Source organism: Sphaerisporangium viridialbum (genome assembly GCF_049674955.1).
In the GTDB taxonomy this organism is placed as follows: Bacteria; Actinomycetota; Actinomycetes; order Streptosporangiales; family Streptosporangiaceae; genus Sphaerisporangium; species Sphaerisporangium viridialbum.
In genome coordinates, this window is record NZ_CP187232.1 from 4,193,353 (window position 1) to 4,213,982 (window position 20,630).

Annotated in this window: 19 protein-coding genes; 8 read left to right on the top strand and 11 right to left on the bottom strand. The window is 72.6% G+C overall.

The features are described 5' to 3' along the window. Window positions 1-391: 391 nt before the first annotated feature. Both ACOZ38_RS18580 and ACOZ38_RS18585 read left to right on the top strand, forming a co-directional pair. Entirely contained in the window at window positions 392-1,555 is a 1,164-nt protein-coding gene (locus ACOZ38_RS18580; protein WP_424532167.1) for an NAD(P)/FAD-dependent oxidoreductase, read from the top strand. 79 nt (window positions 1,556-1,634) lie between these two features. Further along, window positions 1,635-2,972: an NtaA/DmoA family FMN-dependent monooxygenase gene (locus tag ACOZ38_RS18585; protein ID WP_424532168.1), complete on the top strand. Its 1,338-nt coding sequence runs from the start codon at window positions 1,635-1,637 to the stop codon at window positions 2,970-2,972. Window positions 2,973-3,010: 38 nt separating this feature from the next. Here ACOZ38_RS18585 and ACOZ38_RS18590 read toward each other — a convergent pair whose 3' ends face one another. Then, on the bottom strand, window positions 3,011-3,922 hold the full coding sequence (locus ACOZ38_RS18590; protein ID WP_424532169.1) for a TIGR03619 family F420-dependent LLM class oxidoreductase: 912 nt from the start codon (window positions 3,920-3,922) through the stop codon (window positions 3,011-3,013). 406 nt (window positions 3,923-4,328) lie between these two features. On the opposite strand from ACOZ38_RS18590, the gene ACOZ38_RS18595 reads away from it, so the two are divergent. Further along, window positions 4,329-4,562, top strand: coding sequence for a hypothetical protein (locus ACOZ38_RS18595; protein ID WP_424532171.1), 234 nt, complete (start codon window positions 4,329-4,331; stop codon window positions 4,560-4,562). Window positions 4,563-4,602: 40 nt separating this feature from the next. On the opposite strand, the gene ACOZ38_RS18600 is transcribed toward ACOZ38_RS18595, so the two are convergent. Both ACOZ38_RS18600 and ACOZ38_RS18605 read right to left on the bottom strand, forming a co-directional pair. After that, complete coding sequence (locus ACOZ38_RS18600) at window positions 4,603-5,556, bottom strand: nucleoside hydrolase (protein ID WP_424532173.1); 954 nt, start codon at window positions 5,554-5,556, stop codon at window positions 4,603-4,605. After that, window positions 5,553-6,629: a hypothetical protein gene (locus ACOZ38_RS18605; protein WP_424532175.1), complete on the bottom strand. Its 1,077-nt coding sequence runs from the start codon at window positions 6,627-6,629 to the stop codon at window positions 5,553-5,555. The genes ACOZ38_RS18600 and ACOZ38_RS18605 overlap by 4 nt, the downstream gene beginning before the upstream one ends. Before the next feature lie 360 nt (window positions 6,630-6,989). On the opposite strand from ACOZ38_RS18605, the gene ACOZ38_RS18610 reads away from it, so the two are divergent. Beyond that, window positions 6,990-8,333: a lanthionine synthetase LanC family protein gene (locus ACOZ38_RS18610; protein ID WP_424532177.1), complete on the top strand. Its 1,344-nt coding sequence runs from the start codon at window positions 6,990-6,992 to the stop codon at window positions 8,331-8,333. Between the two features lie 17 nt (window positions 8,334-8,350). On the opposite strand, the gene ACOZ38_RS18615 is transcribed toward ACOZ38_RS18610, so the two are convergent. The 4 genes from ACOZ38_RS18615 to ACOZ38_RS18630 form a co-directional block, all read right to left on the bottom strand. Further along, entirely contained in the window at window positions 8,351-9,778 is a 1,428-nt protein-coding gene (locus tag ACOZ38_RS18615; protein WP_424532178.1) for an ATP-binding protein, read from the bottom strand. A 70-nt stretch (window positions 9,779-9,848) separates the two neighbouring features. Continuing rightward, window positions 9,849-10,004 (bottom strand): hypothetical protein, encoded by a 156-nt coding sequence (locus ACOZ38_RS18620; RefSeq protein ID WP_405149669.1) that lies wholly within the window; start codon window positions 10,002-10,004, stop codon window positions 9,849-9,851. A gap of 192 nt (window positions 10,005-10,196) precedes the next feature. Then, on the bottom strand, window positions 10,197-11,267 hold the full coding sequence (locus ACOZ38_RS18625) for an ABC transporter ATP-binding protein (RefSeq protein ID WP_424532180.1): 1,071 nt from the start codon (window positions 11,265-11,267) through the stop codon (window positions 10,197-10,199). Further along, entirely contained in the window at window positions 11,264-12,022 is a 759-nt protein-coding gene (locus ACOZ38_RS18630; RefSeq protein ID WP_424532182.1) for an ABC transporter permease, read from the bottom strand. Before ACOZ38_RS18630 ends, ACOZ38_RS18625 begins: the two co-directional genes overlap by 4 nt. Before the next feature lie 203 nt (window positions 12,023-12,225). Between ACOZ38_RS18630 and ACOZ38_RS18635 the strand changes: the two genes are divergently transcribed. Then, a complete protein-coding gene (locus ACOZ38_RS18635) occupies window positions 12,226-13,047 on the top strand; it encodes a DUF1206 domain-containing protein (RefSeq protein WP_424532183.1) in 822 nt (273 codons plus the stop codon). Window positions 13,048-13,116: 69 nt separating this feature from the next. On the opposite strand, the gene icmF is transcribed toward ACOZ38_RS18635, so the two are convergent. The 3 genes from icmF to ACOZ38_RS18650 form a co-directional block, all read right to left on the bottom strand. Continuing rightward, window positions 13,117-16,329, bottom strand: coding sequence for a fused isobutyryl-CoA mutase/GTPase IcmF (gene icmF, locus ACOZ38_RS18640; protein WP_424532185.1), 3,213 nt, complete (start codon window positions 16,327-16,329; stop codon window positions 13,117-13,119). A 232-nt stretch (window positions 16,330-16,561) separates the two neighbouring features. After that, window positions 16,562-16,756: a hypothetical protein gene (locus tag ACOZ38_RS18645; protein ID WP_424532186.1), complete on the bottom strand. Its 195-nt coding sequence runs from the start codon at window positions 16,754-16,756 to the stop codon at window positions 16,562-16,564. Window positions 16,757-16,917: 161 nt separating this feature from the next. Next, window positions 16,918-17,484 (bottom strand): YceI family protein, encoded by a 567-nt coding sequence (locus ACOZ38_RS18650; RefSeq protein WP_424532188.1) that lies wholly within the window; start codon window positions 17,482-17,484, stop codon window positions 16,918-16,920. Window positions 17,485-17,603: 119 nt separating this feature from the next. Between ACOZ38_RS18650 and ACOZ38_RS18655 the strand changes: the two genes are divergently transcribed. Beyond that, complete coding sequence (locus tag ACOZ38_RS18655) at window positions 17,604-18,170, top strand: MarR family winged helix-turn-helix transcriptional regulator (RefSeq protein ID WP_424532190.1); 567 nt, start codon at window positions 17,604-17,606, stop codon at window positions 18,168-18,170. A gap of 3 nt (window positions 18,171-18,173) precedes the next feature. Here the strand turns inward: ACOZ38_RS18655 and ACOZ38_RS18660 are convergent, their stop codons facing one another. Beyond that, window positions 18,174-19,064, bottom strand: a complete 891-nt coding sequence (locus ACOZ38_RS18660; RefSeq protein ID WP_424532192.1) for a LysR family transcriptional regulator — start codon at window positions 19,062-19,064, stop codon at window positions 18,174-18,176. A gap of 97 nt (window positions 19,065-19,161) precedes the next feature. On the opposite strand from ACOZ38_RS18660, the gene ACOZ38_RS18665 reads away from it, so the two are divergent. After that, on the top strand, window positions 19,162-19,332 hold the full coding sequence (locus ACOZ38_RS18665) for a hypothetical protein (RefSeq protein ID WP_424532194.1): 171 nt from the start codon (window positions 19,162-19,164) through the stop codon (window positions 19,330-19,332). A gap of 7 nt (window positions 19,333-19,339) precedes the next feature. Beyond that, window positions 19,340-20,605: an MFS transporter gene (locus tag ACOZ38_RS18670; RefSeq protein ID WP_424532196.1), complete on the top strand. Its 1,266-nt coding sequence runs from the start codon at window positions 19,340-19,342 to the stop codon at window positions 20,603-20,605. Window positions 20,606-20,630: the final 25 nt, after the last annotated feature.

Sequence of the window (20,630 nt, forward strand, 5' to 3'; positions counted from 1 at the left end):
TGCCTCGGTGATCCGGCGGGAAAGCCGGGCGAAATCGCTGCCGCGCGTCTCCCGCTCCGGGGCTTCGATCGTGGATGAGCTGGTCACAGGTCTCCTCACGTGGTGGCGGATCGACAACCGAGCCAACCCCGGGGAAAGCACCGCGTAGCGTTTGAGGTGGGTTGGAGGCGGCTCGTCCAAGACTGTCGGGATCGCCGGTCGCGCGATATCCAGGCACCATGCCGGTGCACGGTAGTGCTAGCCCCACCATGAGGATGCTTCCGCCGGCCGGTAGGCGGTCCCGGCGACGGATTGGACCGGACAAGTAGGAGGTGGGGATGGTTGACAGGAAAACCTATTTTTCCTACCTTTTAACTAGGTTTCCGGATGAGGGAACGGGGGACGTGAGCGTATGGCACACGAGATCGGCATCATCGGGGCGGGCGTCCACGGGGTCAGCGCCGCTTTCCACCTGGCACGCAGGGGCGTCTCCACGGCCGTGTTCGAGCGGCGCACCCCGGCCTCGGGGCCGACCGGGCGTTCCGGCGGGATCTGCCGGGCGTACTACACCGACCCGTTCCTGGCGGAGACGGCCCGCGACGGCATCGCCTTCCTCGCGGACTTCGGCGAGCGCACGGGCGGCGGCCAGTCCGGCTTCCGCCGTACCGGGGCGTTCTACCTGCACGGGCCCGGCGACGTCGCCGCGGCGCGGGAGACCGCGAGCCGCCTGGCGTCGGCGGGGATCGAGAGCGAGCTGGTGCCGGCGGACGCGCTGCCAGGACGGCTGCCCGCGCTGAGCCTCGACGGGGTGGCGGTCGGCGTCTGGGAGGCGGGCGCCGGGTACGCCGACCCGTTCAGCACGACCCTCGGCCTGGCCGAGGCCGCCCGGCGGCACGGGGCCGCGTTCCACCTCGGCCACCCGGTGACGGCCCTGGCCGAGGAGCCGGGCGGGGTGGCGGTCACCACAGGCGACGGCGAGACCCACCACGTCGGCCGTCTGCTGGTCGCGGCGGGACCGTGGACCTCGGGCCTGCTCGCCGGGCTCGGGATCGACCTGCCCCTGACGGTCGAGCGGCACGTGGTCGCGGTGCTGGAACACGACCCCGCGGACACCGAGGGCCTGGTGCCGCACGTGCTCATCGACGTCGCCGGCGGCTACTACTCCACGCCGCAGCCCCGCACGCAGTTCCTCGTCGGCGGGGTCATCCCCGCCTCGCCCGCCGACCCGGACGCCTTCGGCAGCGCCACGAGGGAGTTCGAGGTCAGGCGGCTCGCCGCCGTCGCCGCCCGCCGCACCCCCGCCAGGCGGCGCGCGGCCCTGGTGGGCGGCTGGGCGTCCCTGTACGACGTCAGCCCCGACTGGCAGCCCGTGACCGGGCGGGTCGGCGAGCGGATCTTCGTGGACGCCGGCACCAGCGGGCACGGGTTCAAGATCGCCCCCGCCTGGGGCGACCACGTGGCGCGGCTGCTCCTGGACGAGCCCGCCGACCCCCGGCTGGCCGCCTTCGCCCCCCAGAGGTTCGCCGCGGGCGCGGAGCTCGCCGCGGGGTTCGGCGCCGCCCGCATCCTCGGGTGACGCCGGAGACGCGCGCGGAGCGCGTGACCATCCCGCCGAGCCCGTCCCGGGCCGGCACACCGAGCAGGAGGATCCCCCGATGAGCAGGCCGCGCAAGCAGGTTCACCTGGCGGCGCACTTTCCCGGCGTCAACAACACCACCGTCTGGGCCGATCCCCGGTCCGGGAGCCAGATCGACTTCGCCTCGTTCCGCCACCTCGCCGCGACGGCCGAACGCGGGAAGTTCGACTTCTTCTTCCTGGCGGAGGGGCTGCGGCTGCGCGAGCTCAAGGGCCGCGTCCACGACCTGGACGTCGTCGGCCGCCCGGAGTCCCTCACCGTCCTGTCCGCGCTCGCCGCCGTCACCACGCGGCTCGGCCTGGCCGGCACGGTCAACGCCACCTTCAACGAGCCGTACGAGCTGGCGCGGCGCCTGGCCACCCTCGACCACCTGAGCGACGGCCGCGCCGCCTGGAACATCGTCACCACCTCCGACGCCTTCACCGGGGAGAACTTCCGGCGCGGCGGCTTCCTCGACAGGGCCGACCGCTACAGCCGCGCCGCGGAGTTCCTCCAGCTCGCCCGCGAGCTGTGGGACTCCTGGCGGCAGGACGCCGTCGTCGCCGACCCCGCCTCCGGGGCGTTCGTACGGCCGGACGGCATCACCCCGGTGCGGCACGAGGGCCCCCAGTTCGACGTCTCCGGGACGTTCAACGTCCCGCGCGGCCCGCAGGGGCACCCGGTGATCATCCAGGCCGGCGACTCCGGCGAGGGACGCGAGTTCGCCGCCTCCACCGCGGACGTCATCTTCAGCAGGCACGGCACCCTCCACGAGGGCCAGGCGTTCTACCGGGACGTCAAGGGCCGGATGGCCAGGTACGGCCGCGCGGAGGACCGGCTGAAGATCCTTCCCGCGACGACGTTCGCGCTGGGCGACACCGAGGAGGACGCGGCGGAGAACGCCGCCGAGATCCGGCGGCGCCAGGTGGGCCCGCAGACGGCGATCGCCTTCCTGGAGCAGGTCTGGGGACGGGACATGTCCGCCTACGACCCCGACGGCCCGCTGCCGGACGTCGACCCCGACCTCTCGGGCGGGGTGTCGGCGGGACGGGTGCCGCTGGGCGACCGGGCCGAGGTGGCCGCCAAGTGGCGGGCCCTGGCCGACGAGAAGAAGCTCAGCATCCGCGAGCTGGTCATCGAGGTGACGGGCCGCCAGAACTTCGTCGGCACCCCGGCCTCCGTGGCCGCCCGCATCGACGAGTTCGTCCAGTCGGACGCCGCCGACGGCTTCATCCTGGTGCCGCACCTGACCCCGGGAGGCCTGGACGACTTCGTCGACCACGTGGTGCCGCTGCTCCAGGAGCGCGGGGTGTTCCGGGCCGACTACACAGGGACGACGCTCCGCGACCACCTCGGGATCCCCATGCCCGGCGGCTGACCGCCGGGCATGGGCGCCGCGTTCTCACGGGCCCGGGGTCAGCCCCGGACGGCGGCCTGGATCTCTTCGAGGAGCCGGACCTCCTCGTCGATGTCGGTCCCGGCGATGCTGGCGAGGAGCACGTGGTCCACGCCGGCGCCCTCCAGCCGCTTGAGGTCCTCGGCGATCTGGCGGGGCGCGCCGCCGAGGAACGGGCGCTCGCCGCCCAGCGGCTCGCGGGTGATCGGCACGTTGGCCCGCGCGACCACGGTCAGGGCGGAGGGGTCGCGCCCGGCCTCACGCGCCGCCTCCCGGAAGCCGCCGGCGAGCTGCCGCAGCACCTCCTCGGAGACGGCGATCGGGTTCAGCCCGTCGGCGATGCGCCCGGCCCGCCGGATCCCCGCGGGCGTCATGGAGCCCAGCAGGATGGGGATCGTGGCCCGCACCGGCTTGGGGTTCACCTCCGAGGAGGCGATCCGGTAGAAGCGGCCCTCGTACTCCACCGGGTCGGGACCCCAGCACGCCCGCATGGCCGCGACGACCTCGTCCATGCCGGCGCCCATCCGGCGGATCGGCACGTTGGCCGTCTCGAACTCCTGGGGCATCCATCCCTGCCCGAGACCCGCGATCACGCGTCCGCCGCTGAACTGGTCGAGGGTGGCGAACCGGCGCGCCAGCACGACCGGGGGATGGAACAGCGCGTCGATCACGCTGGTCCCGAGCTTGATGCGGTCGGTGAGCGCGGCGACGTAGCTGAGCGTTTCGAGCGGCTCGTACGTCAGCCTGTAGATCTCGGGGATCCGCTGCGGCGGGCCTCCGCCGGGCTGCGGGAGCTCGGCGAACGGGCGCAGAAGCCGCTCGTAGGTCCACAAAGAGTCGTAGCCCAGCCTCTCGGCCTCCTGGGCGAAACGGGCAATGTTCGCGGGTGACGCGAGCGCCCCCGATGTGGGCAGCGCAACACCGAGCTCCATACGCGATCCTCAGGTAGTGGGGAACGGAACGATCGCCGATATTCCTGGTCGGTTCACAGGGTAGCCTCCTCGATCTTGAGACCCGCGGCCTCTCCGCCGGTCTCTCGCCGATCGGCTCCCGCCCCATGCCCAGCCTCCCAAGGGGCCGTGCGTATTCCTCAAACAACCGGAAAAGGATGTGCCCATCGCGGTCGCCCCGCCCTCGTGAGTGCGGCCACGCCCCATGCCGCCCGGCACCGGTCGCATATCCTCTACGGCACGTCACATTTCGCCCGGCGAGTGGCATGAGCGGGTCCGGCGGAGCAGGATGACCTGATCCGCGCCGGCCCTGTGCGCCACACTCCCGGTGCTTGGGACGGCCCGAGTCCCGGCATCCACCAGATCCAGCTACCGCGAGGAGACCCCGTTGAGCACCGCACCGAGGACAGACAACCTCGATCTCGCCACCACCGCCCGGGAGATCGCGGACAGCGTGCCCGCCGGATCCCTGAGCCACGCCGCGGCCACGTCGGTGGCCATCACCTGCGCCACCACCAGGGACATCTCCGAGGCCCGCGCCGCGCTCGACGGCGTCACCCCCGCCGACGTCCGCGAGGCCGCGCTCGACCTCTTCGTCCGCCTGGCCGCCGGCGCCGAGTAGGCCACGCGCGCACCCCGGGCCGCCGTCCGCGGCGCACGGCTCAGGCCCGGGTCAGGGTCTGAACGAAGTCGCCGGCGAACCCGGCGGAGTCGACCGCGGTGACCACCCGGGTGCCGGGCGCCGGCTCGTACGGGAAGGGCGGGGGCAGGCCCTCGGGGGTCCGCATCAGCCTGGCGCGCCAGAGCGACCCCTCGCGGACGACGTTGACCGGCCCGAGGACGGCGGCGGTCGCGCGGGCGGGGTCGACCAGGATCCCGGCCGCCAGCGGGTCGTGCAGCGGGACGACCCGCCGGCCCCGCTCCTTCTCGTAGAAGTCCAGGTAGGGGTCCAGAATCTCGGTGGCGAACCGCGCGACGGGGGTGCCGGCCGCGCGCAGGGCCGCGATGGCCGGTTCGTCCAGGATCGTGGTGGCGGTGACGTTCACCCCCACCATGACCAGCTCGCCGCGCGGGGCGGAGACGACCACGCGGGCCGCCACGGGGTCGCCGGCGGTGTTGACGTCGGTCATGAGCAGGTCGCCGGGGACGGTGTACGGCCCGGAGCCGCCCATCTGCACGACCGAACGATACTTTGTAAAGAGCCCCGGATCGATGCGCAGTGCCAGGGCCAGGTTGGTCGGCGGGCCGAGCGCCAGCAGATCGAGCTCGCCCGGCCGCTCGCCCGCCAGCCGTACGAGCAACTCGGCGGCGGTCTCGTCGGTCACGGGGGGCATCGGGCGGTCGTAGCCGCGATCACCGAGCCCGTCCTCGCCGTGGGCCCCGCGGGTGACGCGCGGGGTGCCGGACAGTGGCTCGGCCGCGCCGCGCGCGATCGGCACGCGGAGCCCGAGCAGTCGGGTGACGTACCCGATGTTGCGCACCGCGTCCCGCTCCGCGCAGGTGCCGGACACCGAGGTCACGGCCACGATCTCCGCGTCAGGGCGTCCGGCCAGGTAGAGCAGCGCGAGGGCGTCGTCGATCCCGGTGTCGGTGTCGACGACCACGCGGTGGCTCATCGCGCGGGTCGCTTCCCATCGCCCCCAACGGCCGCCGGTCCGGACCCGGCGAAGTGGTCCGACACGCGGGCGGGCTCGAAGGCGCCGCGCGCGGTCACGATGCGGGTCACCAGGTGGGGCGGCGTGGCGTCGAAGGCCGGGTAGTAGCCACGCGTGCCCTCGGCGGCGGTGCGCCTGCCGAGCACGTGCAGGACCTCCTCGCCGTCGCGGTGCTCGATCTCGACGTCCCCTATGCCGGGCGAGAGCGGGTCCGGGGCGTGGGAGAGCGCGTAGAACGGCACGCCGAACGCGCCGGCGGCCAGTGCCACCGCGAGCGTGCCCACCTTGTTGACCACGTGGCCGTCCATGGTCACGCGGTCGGAGGCGACCAGCGCGACGTCGGCCAGCCCGTCCGCCAGCGCGGACGGCACCATGCCGTCGGTGATCACGGTGGGCCGGTAGCCCATCTCGACCAGTGTGGCGGCGGTGAGCCTCGCCCCCTGCAGGTAGGGCCGGGTCTCGGTGCAGACGAATTCGAGCCGCTTGCCCATCTGCTCGGCCGCCTGGACGGCGCCGATCAGGTAGGCGTCGCCCCAGCAGTGGGTGAGCACCCGCGCGCCGTCCTCAAGCAGCTCCGCGGCGTACCGGCCGAGGGCTCTGGTGCCCGCGCGGTACTCCTCGTCGTACCCGGCCGCCGCCTTCTCCACGGCGGCGACCAGCTCGTCCCCGTGTGCTCCGGCGAGCGGGCCGTCCACGGTGCCCGCCAGGATCGCGCGCACGGCGTCGCGGATGTGGTTGTTGGTGGGCCGGGTGGAGATCAGCCTGCGGCCGGCGGCGCGCAGCCGATCCGCAGCGGCTCCGGGCGCGGCGTCCCTCGCCTCCCGGGCGGCGAGGACCATGCCGGCGGTCGTGGCGAAGGTCGGCCCGGAGCTCTGCGTGACCATCAGCTCGATGGCCACCGCGACGTCCTCCATGGTGGCGCAGTGCACCCACCGGCGTTCGAACGGGTAGACGCGGCGGTCGAGGATGTCCACCCCGTCGCCGGTCGTCCGCACCGAGTCCGCCAGTGCCGGTACGTTCCGGAGGTCACTCACCGGGTCATCCCCTTTCGCGTGGACCGTGCCGGGTCGTGAGGGCGTTCCGCCCGGGCGGCCGCGCTCCGTCCGGCGCTCATCCCCTCACTGAACAGCGACACGCCGCCGCGGGGCAACCCGGCGGCCTTCCTTCCCCGGTTTCCGGTAGTAGGGGTCTGATGGCACGAACGGCCGTCCCGCTAGGGGTAGCCGTACGAATAGGGGTGACGGAAGACTTCGCTTAACCGGCGGACGAAGTTTGTGAGATTGTTCTGGTGCGGCGGATGACGAGGTCTGCCGTGCGCCCGTGAACGGATGCCCCGCAATTGCATAGTTTTCCTACCAAATTCATGGGATACTAGGGGGTGTAGAGGAGGCGACATGAGCCCGGACCGGAACCACCCGTCATGGCCACGCGCCGAGAGCCCCTTCACCGCGGCGGTCATGGCAGGCCGCTGGATCCGGTCGGCGGCGGTCGACGACGAGCGCGGGCGCCACTGGCACGCCAACCCCGATCCCCGGCGCCAGTCGGCCAGGTCGGGCCATCCCGGCTCGCTGTACGCCGGGGCCGCCGGCATCGTGCTGTTCTTCCTGGAGCTCGCCGCGGCGACCGGGCACGAGGCCTACCTGGACGACGCCAGGCAGGGCGCGCGCTACCTGGCCTCCACCCTCGGGGACGAGGCGGGCCTGTCCCTCTACCACGGCCTCACCGGCATGGTCTTCGCGCTGGCGGAGGCGGGGTGGGCGACCGGGGACGAGAGCCTCGAGGTCGCGGCCAGGGCCGGGGCCGACCGCGTCGTCCGGAGCCTGCGCAGGACCGGCGACGGTGTGGGCTGGACCGGCGATCCCGCGCAGCGCGGCGACGGCGGCATCATCCTCGGCCTGCTGCACGCCTCGGGCATCCTCGGCGTCTCGGCGTACGAGGAGGTCGCCGTCGAGGCGGGGGCGCGCGTCGCCGACCAGGTGGTGCCCGGCCACAGGTTCGGCGAGGACGGGTGCCCCGACCTCCCGGTGGACGCCGTCACGCCCGGCTTCCTGTCCGGCACGGCCGGCACGGCCTTCCTGCTCGCCCGGCTGTACGGCGTGACGCGCGACAGGCGGTTCCTCGACGCGGCGCGCAGGGGGGCCGACTTCGTCCGCACCGTCAGCACCGTGAGCGACAAGCACGTCCTGGTGCCGCACCACGTCCCCCAGGGGCGTGGCCTGCACTACCTCGGCCTGTGCTCGGGGTCGGCGGGGGTGGCCCGCATGTTCTACGAGCTCTACCGGGTGACGGGAGACCAGGGCGACCTCGACTGGGTGCGCAGGCTCGCCGCCGGCATCATGTGCAGCGGCGTCCCGCGCCGCCAGACCGCCGGGTTCTGGAACGTCGCCTGCCAGTGCTGCGGCTCGGCGGGCCTGCTGGAGACCTTCGTCGGGCTGTGGGCCGCGACCGGGGAGGTGTCCTACCTGGACTTCGCCAGGACCCTCGCGGACAACCTGATCGGCCGCGCCACCGGGCACGACGACGCCGGCTACCGGTGGTACCAGGCCTACCGGCGGCTGAGGCCGTGGGAGGTGACGGCCGACACCGGTTACATGATCGGCGCGGCGGGCATCGGCTCCGCGCTCCTCCACCTGGACGCCGCGGGGGCGACGGGGGAACCTCGCAGGCTCATCCTGCTCCCTGACAACCCGTTCCCCGCCATCCCGGTGCCGGCCTCGGCGCTGCGCCGCTCGCCCTGACCCCTGGCCGCCCGCCGTCAGACGTCGGAGGCCCCGGAGCGGTGAGTGCGGCCGGAGCCGGCTTCGGTGTCCCTGGCGGACGGCGGGGCGAGGGGCAGCCGGAGCACGAAGCGCGCGCCCCGCTTGCTCGGCTCGATGATGAGGGTTCCGCCGCCGGTCTCCGCGATCTGCCGGGCGATGGGCAGGCCGAGCCCGGTGCCGCCCGAGTCCTTGTTGCGCGCCGCGTCAAGCCGGGCGAACCGCTGGAAGACGTACCCCCGCTTGTCGGGATCGATGCCCGCGCCGTCGTCGAGCACCTCCAGCACCGCGGCGCCGGGGGAGGAGCCCGGGCCGCCGGGCTCCCGGCGCACCGTCACAGATACCGACGAATCGGCGTGCCGCTCGGCGTTGTCCAGCAGGTTGGTGAGCAGCCTGGCCAGCCGCAGGCGGTCGCCGATCACGAGGGCGCCTGGCTCGACGTCACGCTTGATCATCTTGGCCGAGTGGCGGCGGTCCAGCTCGGAGCCGACCAGCTCGGACAGGTCCAGCGGCTCGCGCAGGCCCGGCGCGCCGGCGTCCAGCCGCGCCACCATCAGCAGGTCGGCCACGATGGCCTGCAGCCGGTCCAGGCTGCCGAGCAGGGACGATCCCATCGTGGTGACGTCGGTCTGGTCGGGGGCCATCATCGCGTCCTCCACCTCGGCGCGCATGGCCGTGATCGGGCTGCGCAGGTCGTGGCCGGCGTCCGAGGCGAACTGGCGCTGCCGCTCCATCGCGCTCTGCAGCCGGTCGAGCGTGCGGTTCACGCTCTCGGCCAGGTTGTGGATCTCGTCCTTGCCGGACGGGACGGGCACGCGCCGGCCGAGGCAGGTGGCGTTGATCTCGTCCAGCTCGGACCTGATGGCGTCCACCGGCATCAGCGATCCCCTGACGACGCGGTAGCTGACGTAGGTGACAGCCCCGGTGAGGAAGACCGCCCCGCCGATCAGCACCAGCGCCAGCCGGGGATGGACCAGATACGGGACCACTGGCGCGGCGCTGTAGACGATCCACGGCTCCCCTGAGCGGTAGACCCGCTGTGCCACCACGATCTGGCACTGGTCACGGGGGAAGACGCGGTCGCACACCACGGAGGTCTGGGTGCTCCTGCCGTTGGAGGGGGTGAAGCTCGCTATCGGGGGCTTGCCCTGGAGCCGCGGGGTGGAGAAGACCACCTTGCCCCGGGGGTCGACGACCTGGAGGTTTTCGACCAGGCCGTGGGGGAGCGGGTTGAGGGGAGTCTCCCGGTCGACCACGGAGGCGACGCGGCCGGCGGCGGCGGTGATCTCGTTCGTGAGGTAGTCGGTGGCGAGACGGTTGACGGCCACCATGAGGACGGTGGCGAGCAGCGTGGAGAGCAGGGCCGCCACGACGCCGGCGAACAGCGTGAAGCGAGCCCTGACCGACCACCGGTGCCGAAGATCCACCGTTTCGCCCCCCGAGACCAGTCGACCACACCGGCCGGCGGCCCTCGCGGCGGGGGCGGGAGAGGGGCGCTCAGTCGGCGGGGCGGGCGGTGCCCGCGTCGCCGTTCTGCCCTGTCAGGGTGCGCACCGTTTCGGTGAGGTGGGCCACCTGGAGCTCTAGGCTGTGAACCCGGGCCTCCAGTTCGACGGAGCTGGGGGGCTGGTATGCGGCGATCTGCCTGGGCATCGGCGACCGGTCCCTTCCGTGGTGGTCAGTGCGCGGGCGTGAGGGGACGCGGGGGGTGTCCGTCGCGATCCCAGCCTCCTACCTCTGCCCACACAGCTGCCTGGCAAGCACAAACGGTCCTATCAGGCTACGTGACTTTGCGACGATCTACCTTCGGCCGCGCCGCGCGGCGCGCGGAGGACCGCCCGGGCGTCACTCCCGCGACCGCGCGGGATAGGCGTGCGTCTCGGCGGCCCTGATGGCGGCCCAGACCTTCTGGCCCAGGGAAAGGCCGAGGTCGGCGACGGCGGCGGCGGTGAGGTCGGCGGTGGTGGTGATCGGGCCGTCGAGGTGGACGCGGATGCGGTCGCCGTGCCGCTCGATCCCCTCGACACTGCCCTGCCACATGTTCCTGGGCGAGCCCTCCGGCCGCACCGCGTACAGCGTGACCGCCGAGGGCGGGAAGGCGACGAACACCGGGCCGCGCAGGTCCTCGGTCACGTTCAGCGTGAGCGCGCGGCCGGTGGCCGGGTCCTCCGGGGGCCCGTCGATCGCCACGTCGTGCCCGTGGGCCTCGCCCTGGTAGAGGTTGAGCCCGACGAGGCGGGCGACGTGGCCGGTGCGCGGGTGGCGGGCCACCTCCGAGGGCGTGCCCTCCTGCACCAGGTGGCCGTCCTCGATCACGATGAGCCGGTCGGCCAGCGCCATGGCGTCCACCGGGTCGTGGGTGACCAACAGGCAGGCGCCGGTGAAGCCGGACAGATGGTCCCGGAGCCGGGCCCGGACCGGCAGGCAGGTGTGCGGGTCGAGGGCGGCCAAGGGCTCGTCCAGGAGCAGCACGCGCGGCCGTACGGCGAGCGAGCGGGCCAGCGCCACCCGCTGGGCCTGGCCGGCGGACAGGTCCCCCGGCATGTCCCCGAGGTGGTCGCCGAGCCCGACGTGCCGCAGCCAGGCGGTGGCGGCGCGCCGGGCCTCGGCCCTGGTCGCCCCGCGGCACCGGGGCCCGAAGGCGACGTTCCGCAGGGCGTTCATATGGGGGAACAGCAGGGGGTCCCGGCAGACCATGCCGAACGGGCGCTGCTCGGACGGGCGTGCGTGCACCGCCGCGCCGTCCAGCAGGATGTGGCCGCCCGACGGCCGGGTGAGGCCGGCCAGGACCCGGAGGGCGGTGGTCTTGCCGGCGCCGGTCGGGCCGAGCAGGGCGACGACCTCTCCGGGGCCGAGGCGGATCTTGAGGTCGAGCCGGAAGCGGGGGCGCTCGACGAGCAGGTGGGCGTCCATCATGCGACGTTCACCCAGCGTCCGCGCAGGCAGGCGAGGACGGCGACGCACACCAGGAGCATCAGCAGGCTGAGCGCGATGGCGGCCTCCGGGTCGCTCTCCAGGGCGTGGTAGACGGCCAGGGGCATGGTCCGCGTACGCCCGGGGATGCTCCCCGCGAAGGTGACCGTCGCGCCGAACTCGCCGAGGGCGCGGGCCCAGCACAGCACGGCTCCCGCGGCGACTCCCGGAGCGACCAGGGGCAGCGTCACCCGGCGGAAGACCGTCCATCGCGAGGCGCCGAGGATGGCCGCGGCCTCCTCGAAGCGCGCGTCGGTGGCCCTGAGCGCGCCCTCCACGCTGAGGACGAGGAACGGCATCGCCACGAAGGCCTCCGCGAGCACGACCGCCGCCGTGGTGAAGGGGAGCACGGCGCCGGAGCCCAGCCACGCGCCCACCAGGCCGCCCCGGCCGAGGGCCAGCAGCAGGGCGACGCCGCCGGCCACCGGCGGCAGGAGCAGCGGCACCGTCACGAGGGCCCTGACCAGCCGCCTGCCGCGGAACGCGACGCGGGCCAGCATCCAGGCCAGCGGCACCCCGGCCAGCAGGCAGGCGACGGTGGCGGCCGTGGAGGTCACCAGCGACAGCCGGAGGGCCTCCAGCACGTGGGGGTCGCCAAGGCGGGCGCCGAGCGTGCCCCAGGGCGCCCGTGCGAGCAGCCCGGCGAGCGGGAGCGCCAGGAACGCGAGCCCGATCGCGGCGGGCACCATCAGGACCATGGGAACGCCGCCCGCTCCGTCATGGACGGCACGGTGGCCGTCGTCCCGCGATCTTCGCCGAGTGGCTGTAAATACCCTCATGCCGCTTTCATCCCCTGGTTACCGCTTCGGAACTCCCCTCCGGCCTGGCGGCAGGCGCGGCGGGGACGTTTAGCTTCGCCCGAGATGTGTAGATGGGGGGACGAATCGAAAGGAGCGGGCCCATGAACTCCGTGACCTCAGCCGGTCACCAGGCGCGGGGAGCCGCGCGGCAAGCGACCAACAGCCGGACGTTCGAGCGGCTGACGCGGTTCGGGATGGCGTGCCGGGGTGTGCTCTACGCGCTGATCGGCATCCTGGCGCTGCAGATCGCCTTCGGGGGCGGAGGGAAAGAGGCGGACAAGACCGGCGCCGTGCGCACGGTCGCCGAGCAGCCGTTCGGCACCGTACTTCTCTGGCTGCTCGCCATCGGTTTCGTCGCCCTCGCGCTGTGGCAGGCCTCCGAGGCGCTGATGGGAGGGCTCAAGGCCAAGGATCGCGTCGAGGCCGTCGCGCACACCGTGGTCTACGCCCTGGCCGTCGGCACCATCCTCAGCTTCCTGCTGCACGGCACCACCGGCAGCTCGACCGACGAGCAGTCCAAGGACCTCACCGCCACCGTCATGGACTGGCCGGGCGGCCGGCTCATCGTGGGGGCGGTCGGCCTCGGCGTCATCGCGCTCGGCCTGTACTGGATCTACGAGGGCGTGACCAAGAAGTTCTGCCACAACCTGCGTACCGGCGAGATGTCCCCGAAGACCCGGGGCGTCGTCGAGAAGCTCGGCATGGTCGGGTACTCGGCTCGCGGCGTCATCGCGGCGGCGGCGGGCGTCTTCCTCATGCAGTCGGCGATCACCTACGACCCCAAGGAGGCCAAGGGCATCGACTCCACGCTGCGGTCGTTCGCCGACACCCCGCTCGGGCCGTGGCTGCTCGTCGTGGTCGCGCTCGGCCTGGTCGTGTTCGCCGTCTACTGCTTCTGCGAGTCCCGCTGGCGCAGGACCTGACACCCTTCTCACCGCACGTCACGACGGACCCGGCCGGCGAAGCGCCCGGGTCCGTCTTCGCGTTCGTCCCTAGACGTTGCGCCGGTACTGGCCCCCCGCCTCGAACAGCGCCTCGGTGATCTGGCCCAGCGAGCAGACGCGGGCGGCGTCCATCAGGGCGGCGAAGGCGTTCCGGTCGGACATCGCGGCCTCCCTGAGCCGCCGGAGCGCCTCGGGCGCCTCGGCCGCGTGCCGCCCCTGGAACTCCCGCAGCCGGGCGAGCTGGCCGCGCTTCTCCTCCTCGGTGCCCCTGGCGAGCTCCAGCGTGCCGTGCTCGGTCGCCCCCTCGGGGTTGCGGAAGGTGTTGACCCCGATGATCGGCAGTGACCCGTCGTGCTTGCGGGTCTCGTACAGCATCGACTCGTCCTGGATACGGCCCCGCTGGTAGCCGGTCTCCATCGCGCCGAGCACGCCGCCCCGGTCCGACAGCCGCTCGAACTCCGAGAGGACGGCCTCCTCGACCAGGTCGGTGAGGTCGTCGACGATGAAGGATCCCTGCAACGGGTTCTCGTTGACCGCCAGGCCCCACTCCCGGTTGATGATCATCTGGATCGCCATGGCCCGGCGCACGGACTCCGGGCTCGGGGTGGTCACCGCCTCGTCGAAGGCGTTGGTGTGGAGGCTGTTGCAGTTGTCGTAGATGGCGATCAGGGCCTGCAGGGTGGTGCGGATGTCGTTGAAGTTCATCTCCTGCGCGTGCAGCGACCGGCCCGAGGTCTGGATGTGGTACTTCAGCTTCTGCGACCGCTCGCCCGCTCCGTACCTGTCGCGCATGGCGACCGCCCACACGCGGCGGGCCACCCGGCCGAGCACGCTGTACTCCGGGTCCATGCCGTTGGAGAAGAAGAACGACAGGCTCGGCGCGAAGTCGTCCACCGCCATGCCCCTGGCGAGGTACGCCTCGACGTAGGTGAATCCGTTGGCCAGCGTGAAGGCCAGCTGCGTGATCGGGTTCGCCCCCGCCTCGGCGATGTGGTAGCCGGAGATCGACACCGAGTAGAAGTTGCGCACCTGGTTGGCGATGAACCACTCCTGCACGTCGGCCATCATCCGCAGGCTGAAGTCCGTCGAGAAGATGCAGGTGTTCTGCCCCTGGTCCTCCTTCAGGATGTCGGCCTGCACCGTGCCGCGCACCGTGGCGAGCGTGGCCTTCCTGAGGGCCTCGGCCTCCTCGGCGTCCGGCTCGCGCCCGTTGCCGGCCTCGAACCGCGCAAGGGCCTGGTCCATCGCGGTGTGCAGGAAGAACGCCAGGATGGTCGGGGCGGGCCCGTTGATGGTCATCGACACCGACGTGTTCGGCGAGGACAGGTCGAAGCCTTCGTACAGCGCCTTCATGTCGTCCAGGGTGGCGATCGACACCCCCGAGGTGCCCACCTTGCCGTACACGTCGGGCCGTTCGGCGGGGTCGTTGCCGTACAGGGTGACCGAGTCGAACGCCGTCGACAGGCGCACGGCGGGCTGGCCGTCCGACAGCATCTTGAACCGCCGGTTCGTACGGAACGGGTCGCCCTCGCCGGCGAACATGCGGATCGGGTCCTCGTCGTCCCGCTTGAAGGGGAACACCCCGGCGGTGAAGGGGAACCGCCCGGGCAGGTTCTCCGAGCGCAGGAACCGCAGCAGCTCGCCGTGGTCGGTGAACCTCGGCAGCGCCACGCGCGGCACGCGGCTGCCCGACAGCGAGGTGCGCCACAGCGGCGTGCGCAGTTCCTTGCCCCGCACGGTCACCACCAGCTCCTCGGCGGAGTATGCGGCGACCGTCTCGGGCCAGCCGTCCAGCAGGGCGCGGCCGTCGCCGGGCAGTTCGGCGTCGGCGCGGTCGCGCAGCGCGTCCAGCGCCGAGGCGTCGCCGCCCTCGGCGGCCAGCAGGCCCCGCACCTCGGCGAGCTGCTGGCGGCGGCGCGCCACCTCGGCCTGCCGCGTGGTCTGCCGGTGGTAGTCCCGCACTGCCTCCGCGATCTCGGCGAGGTACCTGACCCGGGCCGGGGGCACGATCGCGGCGCCCAGGCTGGAGGTCTTGACCGACGTCCCGGGAAGCAGCCCGGGGCTGGGCGGCAGGCCCTTGTCGCCGAGCAGCTCGCGCAGCCGCTGGTAGAGCGCGGTGACGCCGTCGTCGTTGAACCGCGCGGCGACGGTGCCGTAGACCGGCATGTCCTCTGGGGCGGTGCCGAAGGCCTCGCGGTTGCGCACCATCTGGCGCCGCACGTCGCGCAGGGCGTCCTCCGCGCCGCGCCGGTCGAACTTGTTGATCGCGACGACGTCGGCGAAGTCGAGCATGTCGATCTTCTCAAGCTGCGAGCTCGCGCCGAACTCGGGGGTCATGACGTACAGCGAGATGTCGCTGAACGGCACGATCGCGGCGTCGCCCTGCCCGATGCCGGGGGTCTCCACGATCACCAGGTCGTTCCCGGCGGCCCGGCACACGGCGATCACGTCGGCGAGGTGCTCGGGCAGCTCGTGGGACCCGCGGGTGGCCAGCGAGCGGAAGAACACGTCCGAGCCGAGGCTGTTCATCCGGATCCGGTCGCCGAGCAGGGCGCCGCCGCCCCTGCGCCGGGTCGGGTCCACCGCGACCACCGCGACGCGGAGCTTGTCCTCGTAGTCGACGCGCAGCCTGCGGATCAGCTCGTCGGTGAGCGAGGACTTGCCCGACCCGCCGGTGCCGGTGATGCCGAGCACCGGGACGTGTCGTCCCGAGGCGGCGGCGCGCACCGCGTCCAGGTACGGCCGCCCGGCCTTGCCCGCCTCGACGAAGGTGATCGCCCTGGCCACGGCCCCGTGGTCGCCGCCGGCCACGGCGGGCGGCTCGGCGCCCTCGGTCAGGTCGACGTCGCACGCCTCGATGACGCCGTTGATCATGCCGGCGAGGCCGAGGCGCTGGCCGTCCTCGGGGGAGAAGATCTTGGCCACCCCGTGGCCCTCCAGGGCGGCGATCTCGTCGGGGACGATGACCCCGCCGCCGCCCCCGTAGACCTTGACGTGCCCGGCGCCCCGCTCGCGCAGCAGGTCGACGAGGTAGGTGAAGAACTCGACGTGACCGCCCTGGTAGGAGCTGATCGCCACGCCCTGCGCGTCCTCCTGGACGGCCGCGGTGACGATCTCGTCCACCGACCGGTCGTGGCCGAGGTGGATCACCTCCGCGCCCTGGGACTGCAGGATGCGGCGCATGATGTTGATCGCCGCGTCGTGCCCGTCGAACAGGGCCGCCGCGGTGACGACTCGCACGGGATTGGCAGGTACGTACACCGGCGCTCCTCAGGAAGTTACTAGGACGTCCTACTAAATTGTAGGACGTCCTAGTAACGCATGGGAACCCGCACGGGGTGCGGCCGGGGGTGGGCCGGCTATCCACCGAGGAGGGGCGGCGGGGGCGCGACGCGGTGGAGCGCCTGCCTGCCGCCGCTTCCTGCCGCCGTGCTGCGCCGAAGAGGCGACGGCGGGATGGGAAGGACGCAGCGGCAGGCGTGGAGACTTCCGGTCAGGCCGCGGCCCTGTCCGGCGAGGACTCGCGAAGCGTCTTCAGCGCGCCGCTCCAGGAGACGACCTCGTCGAGCATGGCGTTGACCGCCTGCTCCTGGTGGGGGGCCGGCGTGAACGCCGTCATGTCAGTGAAGTCCGTGAACAGCGACAGCGCGACCTGGCCGCGGACGTCGGCGATCTTCAGGTTGGCCATGATCATACGCAGGTGCTCGACCGCCCGCGTCCCGCCGGACGCGCCGTAGCCGACGAACCCCGCCGCCGGACCTCGCTCTTGCGTCCCAGGCGGGTGCTTCCGGTGATGATCGCCAGTTTCATGATGCTGTGACGTTTCCTGATGGGTGGAAGGCGGCGGGATCAGGCGGCGGGGGTCACCTTGACGGCGGAGATGTCGAACTCCAGGGTGATCTTCTCGGAGACCATGACGCCGCCGGCCTCCAGCACCGCGTTGAAGTTGATGCCGTAGTCCTTGCGGTTGACCACGGTGCGGCCCTCGAAGCCGGCGCGCTCGGCCCCGAAGGCGTCCTTGGCCGAGCCGGTGTACTCGAAGTCGATGGTGATCGAGCGGGTGACGTCCTTGATGGTCAGGTCGCCCGTGACCCGGAACTCCGTCGCGCCGACCTGCTCGACGGCGGTGCTGGTGAAGGTGATCAGCGGGAAGGCGGGGGCGTCGAAGAAGTCGTTGGTGCGCAGGTGGCCGTCGCGCTGCTCGTTGCGGGTGTCGACGCTGGCGACCTGGACCGTCACCTTGGCGTGCGACTTCGACGGGTCGGCCGCGTCGAGGTAGGCGCTGCCCTCCCACTCGTTGAAGGCGCCGTGGACCTTGGTGACCATGGCGTGCCGGGCGACGAAGCCCAGGCGGCTGTGCGCGGTGTCGAACTGGTACTGGCCGGTGAGCTCGGGGCTGAGGGTGCTCGTCGACATATGGGGACTCCCTTGAAAACGGGGTTGGATGCGTTTGACGTGCGCTTTCGCGCGATGTTGATGCATCAGCAAGTTAATCGAAAGATGTTGATGCGTCAACATTCGGTAGGATCGATGATGTGACCGAGACCCGGTGGCTGGACGAGCGCGAGCAGCGCATGTGGCGCGCCTTCGGGAACATGCGCCGCCGGCTCGACAGCGCGATGGAGCGGCACCTCAACGGCGAGAGCCTGTCCATGGCCGACTACCAGCTCCTCGTCCCGCTGTCGGAGGCCCCCGGCGGCAGGATCCGTGCCCGCGAGCTGCGCCGGTCGATCAGCTGGGACCGCAGCCGCCTGTCCCACCAGCTCCGCCGCATGGAGCAGCGCGGGCTCATCACCCGTGAGGACTGCCCGGGAGACGCGCGCGGCACCGTGATCCGCCTGACCGCCGAGGGCCGCCGCACGATCGAGGCCGCCGCCCCCGGCCACGTCGAGACCGTGCGGCGCCTGTTCGTCGACGCGCTGACCCCGGACGAGATCGAGACCCTGACGTCGATCGCCCACCGGGTGCTCGCCCGCATCTCGGACGACGCCGCGGAGCCCTGCGACTCCGTCGAAAGGACCGGCCCGCGCGCGCCGGCGGATGAGGAGCCGGGCGAAGCCGGTTGCGAGCCGGGCGAGGCCGGTTGCGAGCCGGGCCGCTGAGGCTCAGCGCGCCGCCGCGTCCCTGAGCGCGGCGAGCAGCCCGCGGAGCGCGGGCCGGCCCAGCGAGGTCTCCCGTACGGCCGCGTGGATCGCCCTGATCGGCTCGGGCTCGCGGACCCTGCGCACGACGACGGCGGGGTGGCGGTTGGCCAGACCCATGTCGGGAATAAGGCTGATCCCGAGGCCGGCGGCGACGAACCCCTGCGCCGTGGCGTAGTCCTCGCTCTCCACCACGAAACCGGGGCTGAAGCCCGCCGCGGCACAGCCGTCGAGCAGGGCGTCGACGCAGGGGCCGGGCCGCTCGCTGCCGACCCACGGCTCATCGGCCAGGTCGGTGAGGTCGAGCACGCGCTTGGCGGCGAGCCGGTGCCCCTTGGGCAGGACGGCGCGGTAGGGGTCGTCGAGCAGGTGGACGAGGTGGACGCCTTCGTGGACCAGGCCGTGGGGCCGGACCACGATGGCCAGGTCGGCCCGTCCCTGCGTCACCTCAGGCAGCGGGTCCTGCGGGTCGGTCATCTTGAGGTCGACCCGCACGCCCGGGTGCGCCCGGCGGAACCGGCCGAGCGCGGGCGCCATCAGGGTGGCGCCCGACGTGGCGAAGTAGCGGACCGCCAGCCGTCCCGCGCGCCCGGCCCGCAGGTCGGCAAGCGCCGCCTCCGCCTCGGACACCTGCCTGCCGATGACGGCCGCGTGCTCGGTGAGCAGCCGCCCGGCCTCCGTCGGCCGCACGCCCCGGCCGACCCGCTCCAGCAGCGCGGTGCCCGCCTGCTTCTCCAGGGCCGCCACCTGCTGGCTGACGGCGGAGGGGGTGTACCCGAGGCTCGCCGCCGCGGCGGTCACCGACCCGCTGGTGACGACCGCGTGCAGTACCTGCATCCGTCGCACGTCAAGCATGTAGCTCAGCTTAAAGGTATGTGCACGACTTTGCACTTGTCCTGTCGGGTCGTCTCCGGCAACGTTCATGTCGGCCGGCTGAGCAGGGAGGCGAAGGGTGATCATCGGGGGACGTGGCGCGTGGGTCCGCATGGCCGTGCTCGCGCTGCTGTGGGGATCGGCCTTCCTGTGGATCAAGGTGGCCCTGAGCAACGGGCTGACCCCGCTCCAGATCACCGTCGAGGCCACGGCCGTACGACGACAAGGCACCGCATCGACCACCGGATGAACGGATCATGCACCCCGAATCCCCATGGCGGATCGCCGACTTCCGCACGTTGTTCACCGCTTCCATCCTCAGCCAGCTCGGCACGAACATCGGCTACGTCGCCGTCCCGCTCATCGCCGTGTCCGCGCTCGACGCGAGTCCCGGTCAGGTCGGGGCGCTCGCCACGCTGAGCACCGTCGCCTTCCTCCTCATCGGCCTGCCCGCGGGGGCATGGGTCGACCGGATGCGCCACCGGCGCGTGCTCATCGCCGCCGACCTGGCACGAGCGGGGCTGTTCGCCTCCATCCCCCTGGCCTGGTGGCTGGGCACCCTCACGCTCGGGCAGCTGTACGCGGTGGTCCTGCTGAACGGCTGCGCCACGGTCTTCTTCGACGTCGGCTCGCAGAGCGTGCTGCCGCGACTGGTCGGCCGCGACGGCCTCGTCCAGGCGAACGCCGCCGTGATGAGCCTCATAGCCGTCGGCAACGTGGCGGGGCGCAGCGCGGGCGGAGGGCTCGTCCAGGTGCTCACGGCGCCGGTGGCCGTGGCGTTCACCGCCGCGAGCCACCTGGCCTCGGCCCTCAGGCTCACCGCCATGCGCCGCACGCCCGCACCGCCCCCGCCCCTCCCCGGGCGGTCCACCAGACTGGGAGCACAGGTCGCCGAGGGAGTGCGTCACGTCTTCGGCAACCCGGAGCTGCGGGCCCTCGCGCTCACCGCGGCCCTCAACAACCTCGGCTCCCAGATCGTCAACACCATGCTCCCGGTGCTGTTCATCCGCGAGCTCGGCCTCCCGGCGGGTGCGCTCGGCCTGTTCTGGGCCGTGGGGGGAGCGGGCCTGCTGCTCGGCGCCCGCTGCGCCCGCCCGGTCGCCGTGCGGCTCGGCTATGGCCGCGCTCTCGGCCTCGTCGGCCTGTGCTCGGCGCCCGCGGGACTGCTCGTGCCGCTGTTCATCGACGACGGCCCCGGGCTGTGGGTGGCGGCGACCGGCTACCTGATCGCCATGTTCAAGACGGGCATGGACAACGTGCTCGGCGTGAGCCTGCGGCAGCGCATGACGCCGGACTCGCTCCTCGGCCGCATGAACGCCACCTTCCGCTGCCTGCTCACCGGCGCGCTCGCGGTCGGCGCCGCCGTGGCCGGGCTGATCGGGGAGCTGGTCACGGTGCGCACCACCCTGTGGGTGGGTGGCGCCTTCTTCGCGGTGGCCTTCCTGCCGGTGTTCCTGTCTCCCGTGCGCACGCGGCGCGAACTGCCGGAGCGGCAAGTGCAGACCGTGACGAGCATCACCTGACTTTACTTCCCGTGGAACCCTAAAC

What these genes read in the sequence shown, in the direction of transcription:
- ACOZ38_RS18580 (WP_424532167.1), top strand. Translation starts at nt 392, where the DNA reads ATGGCACACGAGATCGGCATCATCGGGGCGGGCGTCCACGGGGTCAGC.
- ACOZ38_RS18600 (WP_424532173.1), bottom strand. Translation starts at nt 5,556, where the DNA reads ATGAGCCACCGCGTGGTCGTCGACACCGACACCGGGATCGACGACGCC.
- ACOZ38_RS18590 (WP_424532169.1), bottom strand. Translation starts at nt 3,922, where the DNA reads ATGGAGCTCGGTGTTGCGCTGCCCACATCGGGGGCGCTCGCGTCACCC.
- ACOZ38_RS18645 (WP_424532186.1), bottom strand. Translation starts at nt 16,756, where the DNA reads ATGGCCAACCTGAAGATCGCCGACGTCCGCGGCCAGGTCGCGCTGTCG.
- ACOZ38_RS18620 (WP_405149669.1), bottom strand. Translation starts at nt 10,004, where the DNA reads ATGCCCAGGCAGATCGCCGCATACCAGCCCCCCAGCTCCGTCGAACTG.
- ACOZ38_RS18625 (WP_424532180.1), bottom strand. Translation starts at nt 11,267, where the DNA reads ATGATGGACGCCCACCTGCTCGTCGAGCGCCCCCGCTTCCGGCTCGAC.
- ACOZ38_RS18670 (WP_424532196.1), top strand. Translation starts at nt 19,340, where the DNA reads ATGCACCCCGAATCCCCATGGCGGATCGCCGACTTCCGCACGTTGTTC.
- ACOZ38_RS18660 (WP_424532192.1), bottom strand. Translation starts at nt 19,064, where the DNA reads ATGCTTGACGTGCGACGGATGCAGGTACTGCACGCGGTCGTCACCAGC.
- ACOZ38_RS18610 (WP_424532177.1), top strand. Translation starts at nt 6,990, where the DNA reads ATGAGCCCGGACCGGAACCACCCGTCATGGCCACGCGCCGAGAGCCCC.
- ACOZ38_RS18585 (WP_424532168.1), top strand. Translation starts at nt 1,635, where the DNA reads ATGAGCAGGCCGCGCAAGCAGGTTCACCTGGCGGCGCACTTTCCCGGC.
- ACOZ38_RS18635 (WP_424532183.1), top strand. Translation starts at nt 12,226, where the DNA reads ATGAACTCCGTGACCTCAGCCGGTCACCAGGCGCGGGGAGCCGCGCGG.
- ACOZ38_RS18650 (WP_424532188.1), bottom strand. Translation starts at nt 17,484, where the DNA reads ATGTCGACGAGCACCCTCAGCCCCGAGCTCACCGGCCAGTACCAGTTC.
- ACOZ38_RS18630 (WP_424532182.1), bottom strand. Translation starts at nt 12,022, where the DNA reads ATGGTCCTGATGGTGCCCGCCGCGATCGGGCTCGCGTTCCTGGCGCTC.